The following is a 17,244-nucleotide window of genomic DNA, read 5'->3' as shown; positions in this document are numbered from 1 at the left end:
GTCAGCCGACCTTGCCGACCCCGGCGCCGGCCGTCACGATCGCCTTGACGTTCGGCGCCCCGTCGGGGATGTAGGGGTAGGGGATCGGGGCCACCAGGGACGGGTTGCGCGAAGCCGGGGTGCCGGAGTTGACCAGGTGGTTGTTGAGCAGCTTGATGTTGCCCGGGTCGGAGTCGCCGGTCTGGGTCACCGTGGGCCTGCGGGTGTTCTCGAAGTAGTTGCGCTCGACATAGACCCCGGCGTTCTCGGTGGAGGCCACCCCGTAGCTGCCGATGTTGCTGTAGTAGTTGTTCAGCACGTGCACCGGGTTGCCGAAGCGGACCCGGGGATGGCGCTGGTTGGTCCCGTCGAACCAGTTGTGCACGTAGGTCACCCGCAGCCGCCCGCGGTCCTCGGAGCCGTTGTCGTCGGAGTGCCCGAGCAGGAACGTCTTGTCCTGGTTGCGCAGCCGGTTCCAGGAGACGGTGATGTAGTCCGAGCCGCGCTTGATGTCGATCAGCCCGTCCTTGGCGCCGCTCAGGTCGTTGTGGTCGATCCAGATGTTGGTCGAGGACTGCTCGATGTTGATCGCATCGTCCCGGGAGCCGGTGAAGGTCAGGTTCCGGATGATGACGTTGCGGACCTTGCTGAGCGTCAACCCGCCCCCGGTGATCCGCCCGGAGGCGCCCACCCCGATGATCGTTTTGTCGGAGGACACCTTCTGCATCCCCGGCAGGGAGATGGTGCCGCTCACCCGGATCACATACCGTCCGCTCGCGGTGGCATAGCGGGCGAACTCGGCGGCGGTGCGCACCGTCACCGTGGCGCCGCCCGCCCCGCCCGTGGTGCCTCCGTTGAGACTCGCGAATCCGACCGGGCTGTTTTCGAAGGCCGCGACGCGCTGCGCCTGGACGACGGGCGCCCGGACGGCGCCCGCGCAGCCGGCGGCGGCCAGGGCGAGCGCGATGCCGCTGCCGGCGAGCATGGTCGAACGCGTGATGGACATGCCTCCTCCTCGTGCTGCGGGGCCGACAGTCCAGCACGGAGCTTTCCGGCCGCTCCAGGGCCGCGGGAAAGTTTTCACGCCTTCGGGGAGCGCCCCCAACGGGCGGCCGGGGCGGCTGTGAGCCGGCACCCGGCGCCCGGTGCGCCGGGGCGGGAATGAGCGCGGCGCCGCGGGGTAGACGCCAGGGGCGCCGGGTGAATCCGGCCGGCGACCTGGGAGGGGCAGATGACGCGGCACCGGGCTGTCGGCGAGATACGGGTGCAGGAGACCTCCGTGCCCGACACCGTGCGGCTGGGCGGCACCCTGCTGGTGCCCTGGCCGGTGCGGGGCCAGGGCCCCGGCGGCTCCCGCCTGGCCGCCCTGACCGCCAGGCTGGGCGCCGACCGCCGTCTCGTCCGCCTGCTGGCGCACCTGCGCCGCCGCTACGGCCCCGGACCGCTGCGGCTGGCCGTCCCCGGCCGCCGGCTGGTGCTGCCGCTGCTGCGCGAGGACGTCCGGCGGCTCTTGGCCGACTCCTCCGGGCGTTTCACGCCCGCGATCGACGCGCGGGCCAAGGTCCCGCCGCGTCTGCAGGCCCACGGCGTGCCCGCCCCGGCGGGGGAGGACCGGCAGCGGCGCCGCCGCGCCGATGAGACGGTGCTGGACACCTATCAGGTGGTCCACCGGCTCGCCGGCCCGTTCATGGTGCGCATCTACCAGGAGGCGGCCGCCCTGCTGGGGGGAGAGCGGTCCGCCGGCCGGGAGCTCACCTGGCGGGAGTTCTCCGCCGCCTTCGGCCGCCTGGGCCGGCGCCTGGTGCTCGGTGATTCGGCCCGCGAGGACCGGATGCTCACCGAGCTGCTCGCCCGGACGGCCACCGGCCGGCGACGGCGGGGCGGGCGGGAGAGGATCGCCGCCGAGGTCTGCCGGCGGCGGCTGCGGGGGTATGTGGAGCGCGCCGAGGCCGACAGCCTGGTCGGGGAGCTGTCCCGCCTGCCGGAGGGGATGCCGGGCGACCCGGTGAGCCAGGTCTCCCGGTGGCTGGCGGGTTTTGAGGCGACCGCGCTGGTCTCCTACCGGACGCTGGCGCTGCTGGCCGCCCATCCCGGCCACCTGGCGCGGGTCCGCGGCGAGCTGTCGGTGCTGCCGGGCACCGCCCTGGCCGGGCCGGTCGCGGTGCCCTACCTGCGCGCCTGCGTGCTGGAGGCGGCGCGGCTGTGGCCGGTCGCCCGCACCGTCCTGCGGCAGAGCCGCGGCGAGACCGTCTGGCACGGCCGCACCGTCCCCGCCGGCAGCGTCTTTGTGATCGTCGTGCCGTTCTTCAACCGCGACCGCGAGGCGCTGGCTCATGCCGACCGCTTCGCCCCCGAGGTCTGGCTGGACGGCCGCGCCGTTCCCGACGAGGCGGTCGTCCCCTTCGGCGGGGGAGCGGGCCGGTGCGCGGGGGAGAACCTGGCGCTGCTGGCCGCCACCACCTTCCTGGCCGCCCTGCTGCGCCGGCACGAGCCGTTGCCGATCCGTTCCCCCAGGCTGGGGGAGGGCCGCCCGGTGCCCTACGGCCTGGACCACTTCGCCACGCGGCTGACGCTCGTCGCGGCTCCCACCCCGAACCGCTAAAAATCTACAATGTAAAGCTCGTGGCCGTTATGACCTTCGCCACTGTGCGCCAAAGGAGGCCCAAAACCGGCTCTGAGCCCCCATTCGCCGATGCGTCCCTGGTCACAGCGCCGTACGATGCCCTGACCGCGCGGTTCGGGCCCGCGGACGGGGCGGCGGGGGCGCCCGGTGGCATTTTCCGGCCGCCAATGCGTGCGCCTCGTCCCGCGCGGCGGCGTAGACCTGCGATCATTGAAGAAGTAGCTTGGATGGTCCCGGGCCTTGTCTCGGTTGACCCTCCGGGCTCACCCGGCATAAGTTGCGGCAACCGTTGTATTGACGGGCGGGAGCCGGGAAGAGCAGCGCGGGTCGTCGCGTTCGCGCAAGCGGGCGCGCCGTAGCACGCCGAAGGTAGGAGGCCGAGCCGATCGATGCCGAGCGTCTACTGCACGCAGTGCGGTCACGCCAATCCGGACGATGCCCGCTTCTGCTCTCAGTGCGGAACTCCGCTGACCCGTAACGCCCCGCCCCCCATGCCCCCGCGGGAGTCGCCCGGCGAGTCCACGTCCACGATCTCCCTCAGCGGGATCGAGGCGTTCGAACCCGACGCCCAGCCCGCCGACGAGGCCGGGGCCGACCACGTCGCGGTGGAGGCGCTGCCGCCGGGCACCGCCCTGCTGGTGGTCAAGCGCGGCCCCAACGCCGGCAGCCGCTTCCTGCTGGACAAGGACCGCACCTCGGCCGGCCGGCACCCCGAAAGCGACATCTTCCTGGACGATGTGACGGTCTCCCGGCGGCATGCGGAGTTCACCCGCCACGGCAGCGCCTTCGCGGTGCGCGACGTGGGCAGCCTCAACGGCACCTACGTCAACCGCCGGCGCATCGACTCCGCCGGCCTGTCCAGCGGCGATGAGGTCCAGATCGGCAAGTTCCGCCTGGTGTTCCTGACCAACCCGCACCACGGCTGACGGACGCGGCAGGCGAGCGGTGACGGGCGGTGGCAGGCGCGTGAGCGATCCGCGGGCGCCGGAGCGGGCGGTGCGGCGGCCCGCGCCCTGCGGCGCCGTCGCGGCGGCGGGAGGGGTCCGGTGAGCGCCCAGCCGGCCCGCCGGATGATGAACATCGGGGACGCCCTGGCCCTGCTGCGGGAGGAGTTCCCCGACGTCACCGTCTCCAAGATCCGCTTCCTGGAGGCCGAGGGCCTGATCGAGCCGCAGCGCACCCCCTCGGGGTACCGCAAGTTCAGCCACGCCGACGTGGAGCGGCTGCGCTTCATCTTGACCGCGCAGCGCGACCACTACCTGCCGCTGCGGGTCATCAAGGAGTACCTGCAGGCCATCGACCGCGGGGAGCGGGTGCCGCCGCCGTGGGAGGCCGCCTCCGCCCGCGGCCCCCGGCGGCTGGTGGCCGCCGGCGCCGCCGGCCGGGCGCCGGCGGACATGCGGCTGACCCGCCGCCAGCTGCTGGACGGCGCCGCGATCGACGAGGAGCTGCTGGCGGAGCTGGAGGAGGCCGGGCTGGTGCGGCGCTCGGGCCGCCACTACGACGGCGACGCCCTGGCCATCGCCCGCGCCGCGGGCGCCCTGGGCGCCTACGGGGTGCAGGTGCGGCACCTGCGCGTGCTCAAGGCCGCCGCCGACCGGCAGCTGGCGCTCATCGAGCAGGTGATCGCCCCGCTGCTGCGCCGCCGCGACGGGCATGCCGAGGCCGAGGGCACGGCCCGCCGGCTGGCGGAGCTGTCGCTGAGCCTGCACTCGGCCCTGGTGTCGGCGGGACTGCGGGAGAGCCTGGGCCCATAAGGGGGGTACATCTTCCGGTGAACGGCCCGGCGCCGGGCGCCGAACCCGGCCGGGAGGCGCTAAGCGGCGGAGGGTGTACGTTGGCATACAGGGTTCACCAAGAGTCGATCTAGAAAGCCGTCAATCAGCAGGGAGCCGCTGTGAAACAGATGGAGGTCGTCGGCGTCCGGGTCGAGATGCCCTCCAACCAGCCGATCGTCCTGTTGAAGGAGGCGGCTGGGGATCGGTACCTGCCCATCTGGATCGGCGCCGTGGAGGCCACCGCGATCGCCTTCGCCCAGCAGGGCGTGCTGCCCGCCCGGCCGCTCACCCATGACCTGTTCCGGGACGTGCTGGAGGCGCTGGGGGTGCAGCTGCGCACCGTCAACATCACCGCGCTGCGCGAGGGCATCTTCTTCGCCGATCTGGTGTTCTCCAACGGCGTGGAGGTCAGCGCCCGCCCGTCGGACTCGATCGCGCTGGCGCTGCGCACCGGCGCCACGATCTTCGCCAGCGAGGACGTGCTGGAGGAGGCCGGGGTGTCCATTCCCGACGAGCAAGAGGACGAGGTGGAGAAGTTCCGCGAGTTCCTCGACACCATCTCGCCGGAGGACTTCGGCCGGTCCGGCTGAGCGCGCCCCCGCCATGGCCGTGCCATGTCCGTGTTACGGCCGTGTCACCGAAAAGGTGACCTTGTGTCAGGGCCGGTATCGGCCGTTGGTTACTCTGGGAAACGGGGTAAGGGAATCAAGAGGGCGACGGCGTGCAGTTTGCCCACGTGAAGCCGGTTCATCCGGGCATGCGACGCGCCGACGCCGAACGTTGACCACACCCTGACCGGCACCTACCGTGCTGGTGGAACACCCGTGGTGTTAATTCGTCAAACCCCCTTGACGAAGCGGCACGGGATGATAGAAGCCGGAGGTCCGCGTGGCGGTGAGCAGCGGCGAGGGCAAGGCGCACTCTGGGCACCCTGACAGGCGAGTCGCCTCACGGCGTGCCGGGGAGCAGGGACTGCTGTTCGACACTCAGGTATCCCCCCCGCCTGAGAACGTCGGTTACCGCGGTCCCACCGCGTGTGCGGCGGCCGGGATCACGTACCGGCAGCTGGATTACTGGGCCCGCACCCAGCTGGTGGAGCCCAGCGTCCGCGCTGCGCACGGATCGGGCACCCAGCGGCTGTACAGCTTCCGCGACATCCTGGTGCTCAAGGTGGTCAAACGGCTGCTGGACACCGGGGTGTCGCTGCAGCAGATCCGTGCCGCGGTGGCCCATCTGCGCAATCGCGGGGTGCGCGATCTGGCCCAGATCACCTTGATGAGCGACGGGGTCAGCGTGTACGAGTGCACCTCCGCCGATGAGGTGGTCGATCTGCTGGCCGGGGGGCAGGGAGTGTTCGGCATCGCCTTGGGGCGCGTGTGGCAGGAGCTGGAAGGCAGCCTGGCCAAACTGCCGGCCGAGCGCGCGGTGCGCGACGACGACCGCGATGAGGTCCACTCGCACGACGAACTCGCCCGCCGCCGGGTCCGCCGCAGCGGCTGACTCATTCGTCCACCCCCTTCACAAAAACCCCCGTTTTTCAAATCCCCCCAACTCCCCCATATTTCGCAAACGATCATATACGCGCTGGGGTTCCCGCTGGAACCGAGCACGATCGTCAGATCGCCTCCTTGCGCTGCAGATAAGCGAACGCCGCCCAGCCCGGCAGCACCGGCAGCCAGAAAGTCAGCAGCCGGAACAGCAGCACCGCCGAGGTGGCGGTTTCCGCCGGCAGCCCCGAGATCGTCAGCCCCACCGACAGGGCGCCCTCCACGGCGCCCAGCCCGCCCGGCGTGGGCGCCGCCGAGCCCAGCGCGTTGCCGGTCAAAAAGACCACCATCACCGCGCTCCACTCCAGCTCCCCGCCGAAGGCGCGGATGGAGGCGTCCAGGCACACCACGAACCCCACGGTCAGCAGCAGCGTCCCGCCGAACCCGGTGGCCAGCTTGCGCGGCGACTGCACCACGTCCGCCAGGCGCGGCACCACGCCGGAGAACATCGACCGCAGCCGCCGGACGGCCATCCGGCGCACCGCCGGGATCGCCGCGGCGACCCCGGCGGTGACCGCCACCGCCAGCAGCACGATGACGATCACGGGGGAGGGGGCCAGGTTCTCGGTGGCATGGGCGCTGGAGCCGGTGATGAAGCCGAACAGCACCAGCAGCAGCACATGCACCGCCAGCCCCACCAGCTGCGAGGCGCTCACGCTGGCCACCGCCGGCCCCGGCCGCACGCCCGCCCGCTGCAGGTAGCGGGTGTTGAGCGCCACCCCGGTGACCGCGGCCGGCGCCACCAGCTTCACGAACGAGGCGGCCAGCTGCACCAGCAGGGTGCGGCCCAGCGGCAGCCGTTCGGGCACGAACCCCATCAGCATCCAGGCCGCCGCCAGGTAGGTCGCCGCCGCCCCGGCCGCGGCCACCGCCACCCACCACCACTGGGCGCGCGCCACCAGCCCGCCGATGTCGACGTTGCTCAGCTGCGGGAAGACGATGTAGGCGGCGATGGTCAGCGCGACGATGCTGACGATGGTGCGGGGCCGGAAGCGCTCCAGATTGACCGGGGCGACCTCGATCTCCGGCTCCAGGCGCACGATCTGCTCGCGGATGCGGGTCAGCAGCTCCCGGTCCTGCCGCAGCGCCGCCCGGGTGCCGCGGTGCAGCGCCACCGGCTGCAGCAGCGGCACCGCGGTGGCCAGCGCCTGCGCCCCCAGCACCCGGGCGGCGCTGCGCACGGCCCGCTCGGCGCCCACCCGCAGCGCCAGCGTGGTCAGCAGCTGCGCCAGATCCAGCCGCAGCAGCAGGTCGTTGGCGGCGGTCTCCCCGGCGCGCAGGTCCACGATCCAGGCGGCGCCGGCGGCATCGCACACGATCGCCTGCGGCTCCAGCCGCCGGTGCGCCAGGCGGGCCCGCTGCATCACCTGCAGCTGCCGCCAGATGTCGGTGAGGAAGGCGTCGCTGATCTCCGCGTCGTCCAGCTCCGCCAGCGTGCGTCCCGGCACCTGCTCATAGGCCAGCAGCGCCGCCTCGGTGCCCACCTCGCTGGTGCCCAGCAGCCGGGGGGTGCGCACCCCGGCCGCGTGCAGCGCATAAGCCATCAGCGACTCCTGCTCCAGCGAGCGGCGCAGCGAGCGCACCGCGCGGCGGGTGGAGCGGTCGCGCAGCCGCACCAGCCGCCACACCCGGTACAGCAGCCCGGCGGTCTGCTGGTCGCGGTCCAAGACGATGACCTCCAGCCGCCGGCCCTGCGGCCCGGCGGTGGTCACCTCATAGCGGCGGACCTCATCCAGGTCGGGCAGCCGGTGGGCGCGCACCGGCTGCAGGCCCAGCCGGCTCAGCGCCGCCATCACCGCGGTGCCGGGCGGGCGGGGGTTGGGGGTGCCGACCGCATACAGCGTGCCGTAGCCGATGGCCCGGCCCAGGAAGTAGGTGGCCACCAGCGCCGTCACCGAGGCGTACTGGGCGGTCAGCCCGGTCAGCGCCGCCAGGGCGATCATCGTCCAGATGGCGGCCTGCCAGCGCGGCCGGCCGGTCATCCGCACCGCGGTGACGAACGCGATCACCGGGGTGATGTCGGTGTGCAGCGGCACGGTGTGCGTGCCGCCCCAGATCAGCGAGTCCAGCACCCCGCCGGGGGCGGCCGAGATCTCCCAGCCGTCCAGCACCACGGTCAGCGCGAAGGCCAGCACCGCGGCCAGCAGCCCCACCGCCAACCGCAGCCCGTCGCGGCGGATCAGCCGGTCGACGGCGAAGGCCACCGGGACCGCCAGCACCCCGAAGCTGGAGATCAGCGTGGCCAGGCTCAGCAGCAGGTGCGGGGCCAGGCGGGTGCCCTCCTGGATGTCGGTCTGCAGCCCCTGGGTGGTGCCCTGGGCGACGTTGACCAGCAGCAGCATGCCGACCACCCCGGCCACCGAGCCGGCGAACTTGAAGGCGTCGGCGGGACGGCGGATGCGCTGCGGCTGTGAGGGCTCCTGCACGAAGGGCACCGCCGCGGCGTGCGGGCCCTCGCCCGGGGCCGCGGCGTCGGTCTGCGGCCCGCATGCCGCGGGCCGCTGGGCGGATTCCTCGGCGTGCACCTGGGATTCCTCTCCGGCGGGCCTGCCGGGGGAGGCGACCGGCCGGGTCACCGCGTGGTCACGGGCCGCCGTCATGCGGCACCACCGTCCGGGCGCTTCATCGCGATCAGCGTCCCAGAACCGGCGGCGGCGCGTCGAGGGCCTCCCTCAGCTCCACGTCCGCCTGCTCCCAGCCACGTCCCGCCGTTCCCGGCCTCAAGCCGTCCAACCATCCGTCGTGCCGGGACATCGTAGCGGCCCCCGCGGACCGCCCATGCGGCACTGGCCTGCGCCTTCCCGGCGGGAGCGGGCCGGTTTGGGCCGCAGCGGCGACGGTTGGATAGAGTTTTCCGGCATAGCCGACGACCCCGTGCGGGAGAGACCCCACACCGCCAGTGTGGGGCGCCGAAGGGGCAACCCTCCCCGGAACCTCTCAGGCAAAAGGACCGTGCGGGCGAGGCAGCTCTGGAAAGCAGGCGTGTTCCCGGGCATATCTGGGAACGGCGTCTCACCGACGGTGCAAGTCCGCCGCGCAGCGGGCGGGCGAAGCTCTCAGGTGCAGACGACAGAGGGGGAGACCGGTGGTCATCGGCCGCCCGAGGCGGCCGGGGGCCCGCACGACCGCCAGTCCGCCGCGCCGGCCGCGGTGCAGCCCAGGGAGGCTCCCCAGCGATGACGACAGCACAGACCACGTTCGCCGACCGGCACATCGGACCTTCCCCCGACGAACGCGCGCGCATGCTGGCGTATCTCGGCTACGCCGACATCGACGCGCTGATCGACGACGCGGTGCCCGAGGCGATCCGCACCGCCCGCCCGCTGCGGCTGCCGCCCCCGCTCAGCGAGAGCGCCGCCTTGGCCCGGCTGCGTGAGCTGGCCTCCCGCAACCGGGTGCTGACCTCCATGATCGGGCTGGGCTACCACGGCACCGTCACCCCCGGGGTGATCTTGCGCAACGTGCTGGAGAACCCCGGCTGGTACACCGCCTACACCCCCTACCAGCCGGAGATCTCCCAGGGCCGGCTGGAGGCGCTGCTGAACTTCCAGACCGTGGTGGCCGACCTGACCGGCCTACCGGTGGCCAACGCCTCCATGCTGGATGAGGGCACCGCCGCGGCCGAGGCGATGGCGCTGGCGCACCGGCTGACCAAGGCCAAGACCGGCGGCACCTTCCTGGTGGACGCCGATGTGCTGCCGCAGACCATCGAGGTGGTGCGCACCCGCGCGCTGCCGCTGGGCATCGAGGTCGTGGTCGCCGATCTGACCGCCGGCCTGCCCGAGGGGGCGTTCTTCGGGGCGCTGGTGCAGTACCCGGGCACCGGCGGTGCCGTGCGCGACCTGGCCCCGCTGGCCGCGCAGGTCAAAGAGCGCGGCGCCCAGCTGATCGTGGCCGCCGACCTGCTGGCGCTCACCCTGCTGCGCCCGCCCGGGGAGCTGGGCGCCGACATCGCCGTGGGCTCGGCCCAGCGGTTCGGCGTCCCCTACGGCTTCGGCGGCCCGCACGCCGGGTACCTGGCCGTCCGCGAGGGCATCCAGCGCCAGCTGCCCGGACGGCTGGTCGGGGTGTCGGTGGACGCCGACGGCCGCCCGGCCTACCGGCTGGCGCTGCAGACCCGTGAGCAGCACATCCGCCGCGAGAAGGCCACCAGCAACATCTGCACCGCCCAGGTGCTGCTGGCGGTGATGGCCGGCATGTACGCCGTCTACCACGGCCCCGAGGGGCTGCGGGCGATCGCCGAGCGGGTGCACCACCGCGCCCGCTCCCTGGCCGCCGGGCTGCGGGCGGCCGGGATCGAGCTGGTCCACGAGGTGTTCTTCGACACCGTGCTGGCCCGCGTGCCCGGCCGGGCCGCCGAGGTGATCGCCGCCGCGCTGGAGCGCGGCATCAACCTGCGCCCGGTGGACGCCGACCATGTCGGGATCACCTGCGATGAGACCACCACCGACGAGCACATCTCCGCCGTCCTGGAGGCCTTCGGCGCCGGGCCGCAGGCGCCCGAGCCGGAGGGGGACCTGCTGGCCGGCCTGCGCCGCGACAGCGACTACCTGACCCACCCGGTCTTCCACGCCCACCGCTCCGAGACGGCGATGCTGCGCTACCTGCGCCGCCTGCAGGACAAGGACCTGGCGTTGGACCGCACGATGATCCCGCTGGGCTCGTGCACGATGAAGCTCAACGCCACCACCGAGATGGAGCCCATCACCTGGCCGGAGTTCTCCGGCATCCACCCGTTCGCCCCGCTGGACCAGGCCCGCGGCTACCTGGAGCTGATCGATGAGCTGGAGGGCTGGCTGGCGGAGATCACCGGGTACGCCAAGGTCTCCGTGCAGCCCAACGCCGGCTCCCAGGGCGAGCTGGCCGGGCTGCTGGCCATCCGCGGCTACCACGCCTCCCGCGGCGAGGGCCACCGCAACGTGTGCCTGATCCCGGCCTCGGCGCACGGCACCAACGCCGCCAGCGCCGCCATGGCGGGCATGCGCGTGGTGGTCGTCAAGTGCGACGCCGGCGGCAACATCGACATGGACGACCTGCACGCCAAGATCGCCCAGCACGGGGAGAACCTGGCCGCGATCATGGTGACCTACCCCTCCACCCACGGGGTGTTCGAGGAGACCATCACCGAGGTCTGCCGGGCCGTGCACGAGGCCGGCGGCCAGGTGTACGTGGACGGCGCCAACCTCAACGCGCTGGTGGGGCTGGCCCGGCCCGGGGAGTTCGGCTCCGACGTCTCCCACCTGAACCTGCACAAGACCTTCTGCATCCCGCACGGCGGCGGCGGTCCCGGCGTCGGCCCGGTGGCCGTGCGCGAGCACCTGGTGCCGTTCCTGCCCGGCCACCCGCTGCGCCCGGAGGCCGGCCCTGAAGGCGGCGGGATCGGCCCGATCTCGGCGGCGCCGTGGGGCTCGGCGGGCATCCTGCCGATCTCCTGGGCCTACATCGCGATGATGGGCGCCGACGGGCTGCGCGAGGCCACCGAGGGCGCCATCCTGGCCGCCAACTACGTGGCCCGGCGGCTGGACCCCTACTACCCGATCCTGTACACCGGCCGCGGCGGGCTGGTGGCGCACGAGTGCATCGCCGACCTCCGCAAGATCACCAAGGAGACCGGCATCACCGCCGAGGACGTGGCCAAGCGGCTGATCGACTACGGCTTCCACGCCCCCACGCTGGCCTTCCCGGTGGCCGGCACCTTGATGATCGAGCCCACCGAGAGCGAGAACCTGGCCGAGCTGGACCGCTTCTGCGACGCCATGATCCAGATCCGCCGGGAGATCGACCGGGTGGCCGACGGCACCTACGACCGCGCCGACAACCCGCTCAAGAACGCCCCGCACACCGCCGAGCACCTGATCGGCGACGACTGGAAGCACCCCTACAGCCGGGAGGAGGCCGCCTACCCGCTGCCGTCGCTGCGGGAGTCCAAGTACTGGCCGCCGGTGCGCCGCATCGACCAGGCCTACGGCGACCGCAACCTGGTGTGCTCCTGCCCGCCTCCGCAGGCCTTCGAGGACTGAGACGCTCCGGGCGGAGCGCCGGGAAAACCCGGCGTTCCGCCCGGCGTTTCGCCGCCCGGGCCGCCGGCCGCTCGGTAGGCTCGGATGGACACGATCCGCCCGCCGACCCTGCGAAGGCACCATGAGCACCACGCCGGATGAGGCCACCGCAGACCCCGCATCGCTGTGCGAGCAGGCCCGGCTGCTCGCCGAAGGCGGCCGGCCCGCCGAGGCCGCCGACCTGTTCCGGCGGGCGCTGGAGACGGGCGAGGGACCGGTGCGGCCCCGCGCCGCCCTCGGGCTGGCCGTCGTCCTGGACGATGTGGGGGATGAGGCCGGGGCCCGCCGGGCCGACTGGATCGCCATCGACAGCGGCGACCCCGAGTACGGGCCGCGCGCGGCCTACCATCTGGCGCTGCTGCACGAGCGGGCCGGTGAGGCGGAGGAGGCCGCCCGGGCCTGGCGGATCGTGGTGGACTTCGGCAACCCCCGCTACCTGCCCCCGGCGCTGCTGGCGCTGGCCCAGCTCGCCGACGAGGCCGGCGACTTCGAGACGGCCCGGCGGTGGTGGGAGCGCACCATCGACACCGGCGACCCGCAGTACGCCCCGGCCGCCGCCCACGATCTGGGACGGCGGCTGCTGGAGCGGGGCGAGCCCGCCCGCGCCCAGCGGGTGCTGGCCGAGGCGCTGCGCATGATCGACCGGGAGTCGGCCCCTTACGCCTACGCCCGCCTGGCCACCGCCGTCGGCATCGCCTACCTGGACCAGGCGATCGGGGCGTTCGGCGCGGTGCTGGAGGACCCGGAGGCCGCCGCCGACCCGGACATCGGGCCGCTGGCCACCGAGCTGCTGGCGCGCACCCTGCCGCTGCGCGGCCGCACCGAGGAGGCCGCGCGGGTGTGGGCGCACGGCCTGGCACAGCCGGGCGTGGCCGAGCAGGTCCGCGCCAGGCTGCGCCGGGATTTCGCGGCCGGCGGGGAGGAGAGCGGCGCCCGCTGGTGGGAGCCGGTGGTGGAGTCGGCCGTGGCCGAGGGCGCCCTGCCCGCCCTGGCCGGTGAGGCGTTCGAGGCCGTGGAACGCATGTACGCGCTGGCGGCGGTGGGGCAGGCCGACGACGCGCGCCGGCTGCGCCGGGCGCTGCTGGATGTGGCCGCCGACTACCCCTGGGGCGACCTGCTGCGCGACAGCCTCACCGATCCCGCCTCCGGCCCGCCCGGGCGCTGACCGCACCCGGAGGGCGCCGGAGCCGGCGCTAGCGTGGGCGCATGCAGATCACGACGGCGCAGGGGCCCGCGGAGGTCACCTTGGACGAGGTGGCGCGGCCCCGGTTCTGGCTGGTGCTCACCCACGGCTCCAGCGGGGGAGTGCAGGCCCCCGACCTGCTGGCGGTGCGGCGGGTCGCGCTCGATCTCGGCGGGGCGGTCGCCCGCGTCCTGCAGCCGTTCCGCCTGGCGGGACGGCGGGCGCCCGGTTCGCCCGCCCGGCAGGACGAGGCCTGGCTGGAGGTCATCGAGGCGCTGCGGGAACGGATCGGCGACCGTCCGCTGATCCAGGGCGGACGCAGCAACGGGGCGCGGGTGGCCTGCCGCACCGCCCGCAAGGCGGGCGCCGTCGGCGTGGTGGCGCTGGCCTTCCCGCTGCACCCGCCGGGCCGCCCGGAGGTCTCCCGGGCAGAAGAGCTGCGCACCGCTGGCACCGAGGTGCTGGTGGTCAACGGAGAACGCGACCCCTTCGGCGTCCCCGGCCCGGCCGACGCCACGCACGTGACGGTGCTGCCGGGGGAGCGGCACGAGCTGGCCAAGAACCCGGCCGCGGTCGGGGCGGCGGTGGAGCCCTGGCTGCGCCGCTGGAGCGGAACCGGGCCCGAAGCCGTGGGATGAAGACGGCTCCGGGCCCGGATCGGCGGTGGTCACGGACGGGTGGTGACGCCCCCGAGGAAGATCACCCTGATGGACTAGTCCCCCGAGGGGACCGAATCTGCGCCTCGCCCGCCGAGACGGCGGGCGAGGCAAGGCTCCCCCGCTTTCAAGCCGAGGTCGCAGCCGGCCTGACGACCGGCCGGTGCGGTGCGATGACTCCCCCGTCGGGCAGCAGCTCACCGGTGTCCTCGAACACCACCACGCCGTTGCACAGCAGGCTCCACCCCTGCTCGGGGTGACGGGCCACCGTGCGCGCGGCGTCACGGTTGGGTGCATCGTGCGAGGGACAGGGCGGCTGGTGCGGGCACATCGGCGTGCCTCCGGTCTTCGACTAACAGTGGACGTACGGAGCTGTCTCTTTGGACGTTCACCAGTTTGCTGTGGTTCAGACCACTGCGATATAGCCCGTTGGGACGATTTGTTGATCTGGCACTCACCTGCATTCATAGGCGGTCCGGGCCATACCCGCACTTTGCGCTGCGGAGTCGTTGCGCCACGCCGAGTGATGGAATTCCTCGTGTGATCATGAAACTTTCCTAAGATGCCGCTGACAACGCAGGGGTGAGGGAGGGACCTGATGCGCGTCGCGCTCTTCGTGGCCTGCTTCAACGACGCGTTGTTCCCCCGCACCGGCGAGGCCGTCGCCGCCCTGCTGACCCGGCTGGGCTGCCGGGTGTCCTTCACCGCCGAGCAGACCTGCTGCGGCCAGATGCACTGGGCCACCGGCTACCACCGGGAGGCCGCCGCACTGGCCCGCCGCCTCACCGGGCTCTTCGACGATCCCCGGCAGGTGGTGGTGACCCCCTCGGCCTCCTGCGCGAGCACCATCCGCGACGCCTACCCGCGCATCGCCCGGGCCGCCGGGGACGAGGCGCTGGCCCGCGCGGCGGCCGCACTGACCGTCTATGAGCTGACGGAGTTCCTGGTGGACGTGCTGGGCACGGTGGACGTGGGCGCCTATTTCCCGCACCGGGTCGCCTACCACCCCACCTGCCACTCGCTGCGGGCGCTGCAGCTGGGGGACCGCCCGCTGCGGCTGCTGCGCGCGGTGCGCGGGCTGGAGCTGGCCGAGCTGCCGGCGGCCGAGGAGTGCTGCGGCTTCGGCGGCACCTTCGCGATGAAGAACCCGGACGTGTCGGTGGCCATGGTCGCCGACAAGGTCCGCCACATCCGGCACAGCGCCGCCGAGGTGGTCTGCGCGGTCGACAACTCCTGCCTGACCCACATCGGCGGCGCGCTGTCGCGGCTGCGCAGCGGCGTGCGCACGATGCACCTGGCAGAGATCCTGGCCGCCACGGAGCACACCTCATGAGCCCGCTCCCGCCCGCACCCTCGAAGTTCGCCGTCGCGGCCCGGCAGGCGCTGGCCGACACCGGCCGGCGCCACAACCTGAGCCGGGCCATGGCGGCGCTGCGCCGCCGCCGGGCCGCCGCCACCGCCGAGGCTCCCGACTGGGAGCGGCTGCGCCGGGCGGGCCGCGCCGTCCGCGACCGCGCCCTGCTGTCGCTGGACACCCAGCTGGAGACCTTGGAGCAGGCCGTCACCGACGCCGGCGGCACCGTGCACTGGGCCGCCACCGGCGCCGAGGCCGCCCGGATCGTGATCGACCTGGTGCGGGCCGGCGGGCAGACCGAGGTGATCAAGGCCCCGGCCCCGGTGCTGGGGGAGATCGGCCTGGAGCGGGCGCTGGAGCGGGCCGGGATCGCCGCCGTGCACACCGGGCTGGGCGAGCTGGTGCTGCACCTGGCGGGGGAGGACCACCCGGCGCACTTTCTGCTGCCGGCGATCCACCGCGACCGCGCCGAGATCCACCGGCTGCTGGTGCGCAGGCTGCCCGGCGTGCCCGAGGAACTGGGCACCGATCCGGCCGAGCTGGCCGACGCCGTGCGCGCCCAGACGCGCGAGCGGCTGCTGTCGGCCCGCATCGCCGTCATCGGGCCGGCCTTCGCCGTGGCCGAGACCGGCACGCTGGTGCTGCCGGAGGGCGACGGCGGCGGCCGGGTGTGCCTGACCGTGCCCGAGACGCTGATCTGCGTGCTGGGCATCGACCAGGTGGTGCCGTCCTGGCGGGACCTGGAGGTGGTGCTGCAGCTGCTGCCGCGCGCGGCCGCCGGCGAGCGGATGAGCCCGTACGTCAGCACCTGGACCGGGGTGTCAGAGCACGACGGTCCCGCCCGCATGCATCTGGTGCTGCTGGACAACGGCCGCACCGCGATGCTGGCCGACCGGGTGGGGCGGTCGGCCCTGCGCTGCATCCGCTGCGCGGCCTGCCTGCCGGTGTGCCCGGTGTACGAACGCACCGGCGGCGCCGCCTACGCCGCCGCCGGGGGAGGGGAGCTGTCCGGTCCGATCGGCGCGGTCTGGACGCCGCAGACCCGCGGGGTGGACGGCGCCGCCGAGGCGTCGCTGCCGTTCGCCTCCACGTTGTGCGGGGCGTGCGGCGACGTCTGCCCGGTGGAGATCGACATCCCGGGTGTGCTGGTGCACCTGCGCGGCAAGGTCGTCCAGGCGCGCCGCAGCCTGCCGGTGCCGCCGCCGGAGATGGTGCTGATGCGCACCCTGGCCTGGGCGATGAGCGACCGGCGGCGGTATGAGTCCACGCTCCGCCGGGGAGTGCGCTGGGCCCGGCTGCTGGCGCGGGACGGCCGCATCCAGCGCCTGCCGGGCCTGCTGGGCAAGTGGACCGAGGCCCGCGACCTGCCCGCCCCGCCCCGCGACCCCTTCCGCTTCCGCTGGAGGCGCAGGTGAGCAGAGAACAGATCCTGCAGCGGGTGCGCCGGGCGCTCGGCAAGGGCGACGGCGCCCTCCCGCAGGTCCCCCGGGACTATCACCACCGGCTCACCGGCCAGGAGGCCGCCGAGCGCGCCGATGTGATCGCCCTGTTCAGCGAGCGGATCGCCGAGCAGCGGGCGGCCGTCCGCCATGTGAGCGCCGATGAGCTGGCCACCGCGATCGCCGCCGCATTGTGGGCCCGGGAGACCAAGCGCATCGTGGTGCCCCCCGATCTGCCCTACGGCTGGCTGTCCCAGCTGGAGGGGGTGGAGGCGGTGGCCGACTCCGGCGGCGCGCTGGCGACGTCCGTGCTGCAGAGCGCCGACGGGGTGGTGACCGGCTGCGCGGTGGCGGTGGCCCGCACCGGCACGGTCGTGCTGGACGGCGGCCGGGCGCAGGGCCGCCGGGCGCTGACGCTGGTGCCCGACTACCACCTGTGCGTGGTGCACGCCGACCAGATCGTCGGCACGGTGCCCGAGGCGATCGCCCGCCTGGACCCCTGCCGCCCGCTGACCTGGATCAGCGGCCCGGCGACCACCTTCGATGTGGAGCTGGAACGGGCGCCCGGGGTGCACGGCCCGCGCGCCCTGGAGATCCTGGTCGTGGAGGACTGAGCAGGAGGCCCG

The 17,244-nt window shown here is 73.6% G+C and carries 14 protein-coding genes and 2 riboswitches; of the genes, 11 read left to right on the top strand and 3 right to left on the bottom strand.

Annotated elements, in window-relative coordinates:
* Nucleotide 1: 1 nt before the first annotated feature.
* Nucleotides 2–985, bottom strand: a complete 984-nt coding sequence (locus TCUR_RS12055; RefSeq protein ID WP_012852783.1) for a pectate lyase family protein — start codon at nt 983–985, stop codon at nt 2–4.
* Nucleotides 986–1,258: 273 nt separating this feature from the next.
* Here TCUR_RS12055 and TCUR_RS12050 point away from each other — a divergent pair, with 273 nt between their 5' ends.
* The 5 genes from TCUR_RS12050 (at nt 1,259) to TCUR_RS12030 (ending at nt 5,880) form a co-directional block, all read left to right on the top strand.
* Nucleotides 1,259–2,581, top strand: a complete 1,323-nt coding sequence (locus TCUR_RS12050) for a cytochrome P450 (protein WP_148233001.1) — start codon at nt 1,259–1,261, stop codon at nt 2,579–2,581.
* 410 nt (nt 2,582–2,991) lie between these two features.
* Nucleotides 2,992–3,528, top strand: coding sequence for an FHA domain-containing protein (locus TCUR_RS12045; RefSeq protein WP_012852781.1), 537 nt, complete (start codon nt 2,992–2,994; stop codon nt 3,526–3,528).
* 120 nt (nt 3,529–3,648) lie between these two features.
* Nucleotides 3,649–4,359, top strand: coding sequence for a transcriptional regulator FtsR (ftsR, locus tag TCUR_RS12040; RefSeq protein WP_012852780.1), 711 nt, complete (start codon nt 3,649–3,651; stop codon nt 4,357–4,359).
* Between the two features lie 140 nt (nt 4,360–4,499).
* Nucleotides 4,500–4,970, top strand: coding sequence for a bifunctional nuclease family protein (locus TCUR_RS12035; protein WP_012852779.1), 471 nt, complete (start codon nt 4,500–4,502; stop codon nt 4,968–4,970).
* 298 nt (nt 4,971–5,268) lie between these two features.
* A complete protein-coding gene (locus tag TCUR_RS12030; RefSeq protein WP_012852778.1) occupies nt 5,269–5,880 on the top strand; it encodes a MerR family transcriptional regulator in 612 nt (203 codons plus the stop codon).
* Nucleotides 5,881–5,995: 115 nt separating this feature from the next.
* On the opposite strand, the gene TCUR_RS12025 is transcribed toward TCUR_RS12030, so the two are convergent.
* Nucleotides 5,996–8,527 carry a flippase-like domain-containing protein gene (locus TCUR_RS12025; RefSeq protein WP_012852777.1) on the bottom strand — a complete coding sequence of 844 codons (2,532 nt, stop codon included), beginning with the start codon at nt 8,525–8,527 and terminating at the stop codon, nt 5,996–5,998.
* Between the two features lie 267 nt (nt 8,528–8,794).
* Nucleotides 8,795–8,890, top strand: a riboswitch (glycine riboswitch).
* Nucleotides 8,891–9,010, top strand: a riboswitch (glycine riboswitch). It abuts the riboswitch before it with no gap.
* 93 nt (nt 9,011–9,103) lie between these two features.
* Between TCUR_RS12025 and gcvP the strand changes: the two genes are divergently transcribed.
* The 3 genes from gcvP to TCUR_RS12010 all read left to right on the top strand — a co-directional run bounded on the left by gcvP (nt 9,104) and on the right by TCUR_RS12010 (nt 13,807).
* Entirely contained in the window at nt 9,104–11,947 is a 2,844-nt protein-coding gene (gene gcvP / locus TCUR_RS12020) for an aminomethyl-transferring glycine dehydrogenase (protein WP_012852776.1), read from the top strand.
* 121 nt (nt 11,948–12,068) lie between these two features.
* Nucleotides 12,069–13,151 carry a tetratricopeptide repeat protein gene (locus TCUR_RS12015; RefSeq protein WP_012852775.1) on the top strand — a complete coding sequence of 361 codons (1,083 nt, stop codon included), beginning with the start codon at nt 12,069–12,071 and terminating at the stop codon, nt 13,149–13,151.
* Between the two features lie 41 nt (nt 13,152–13,192).
* Nucleotides 13,193–13,807 carry an alpha/beta hydrolase family protein gene (locus tag TCUR_RS12010; protein ID WP_012852774.1) on the top strand — a complete coding sequence of 205 codons (615 nt, stop codon included), beginning with the start codon at nt 13,193–13,195 and terminating at the stop codon, nt 13,805–13,807.
* Between the two features lie 145 nt (nt 13,808–13,952).
* Here TCUR_RS12010 and TCUR_RS12005 read toward each other — a convergent pair whose 3' ends face one another.
* Entirely contained in the window at nt 13,953–14,156 is a 204-nt protein-coding gene (locus tag TCUR_RS12005; protein ID WP_012852773.1) for a DUF5999 family protein, read from the bottom strand.
* Nucleotides 14,157–14,423: 267 nt separating this feature from the next.
* Here TCUR_RS12005 and TCUR_RS12000 point away from each other — a divergent pair, with 267 nt between their 5' ends.
* The 3 genes from TCUR_RS12000 to TCUR_RS11990 are packed head-to-tail and all read left to right on the top strand — an operon-like array spanning nt 14,424 to nt 17,232.
* Nucleotides 14,424–15,158, top strand: a complete 735-nt coding sequence (locus tag TCUR_RS12000) for a (Fe-S)-binding protein (RefSeq protein ID WP_012852772.1) — start codon at nt 14,424–14,426, stop codon at nt 15,156–15,158.
* Nucleotides 15,155–16,594: a lactate utilization protein B gene (locus TCUR_RS11995; protein ID WP_012852771.1), complete on the top strand. Its 1,440-nt coding sequence runs from the start codon at nt 15,155–15,157 to the stop codon at nt 16,592–16,594. Before TCUR_RS12000 ends, TCUR_RS11995 begins: the two co-directional genes overlap by 4 nt.
* Nucleotides 16,591–17,232, top strand: a complete 642-nt coding sequence (locus TCUR_RS11990; RefSeq protein ID WP_012852770.1) for a LutC/YkgG family protein — start codon at nt 16,591–16,593, stop codon at nt 17,230–17,232. The genes TCUR_RS11995 and TCUR_RS11990 overlap by 4 nt, the downstream gene beginning before the upstream one ends.
* Nucleotides 17,233–17,244 lie beyond the last annotated feature (12 nt).

The organism is Thermomonospora curvata DSM 43183 (genome assembly GCF_000024385.1).
Lineage (GTDB): Bacteria > Actinomycetota > Actinomycetes > Streptosporangiales > Streptosporangiaceae > Thermomonospora > Thermomonospora curvata.
This window is presented reverse-complemented; position numbering and strand designations above follow the sequence as displayed.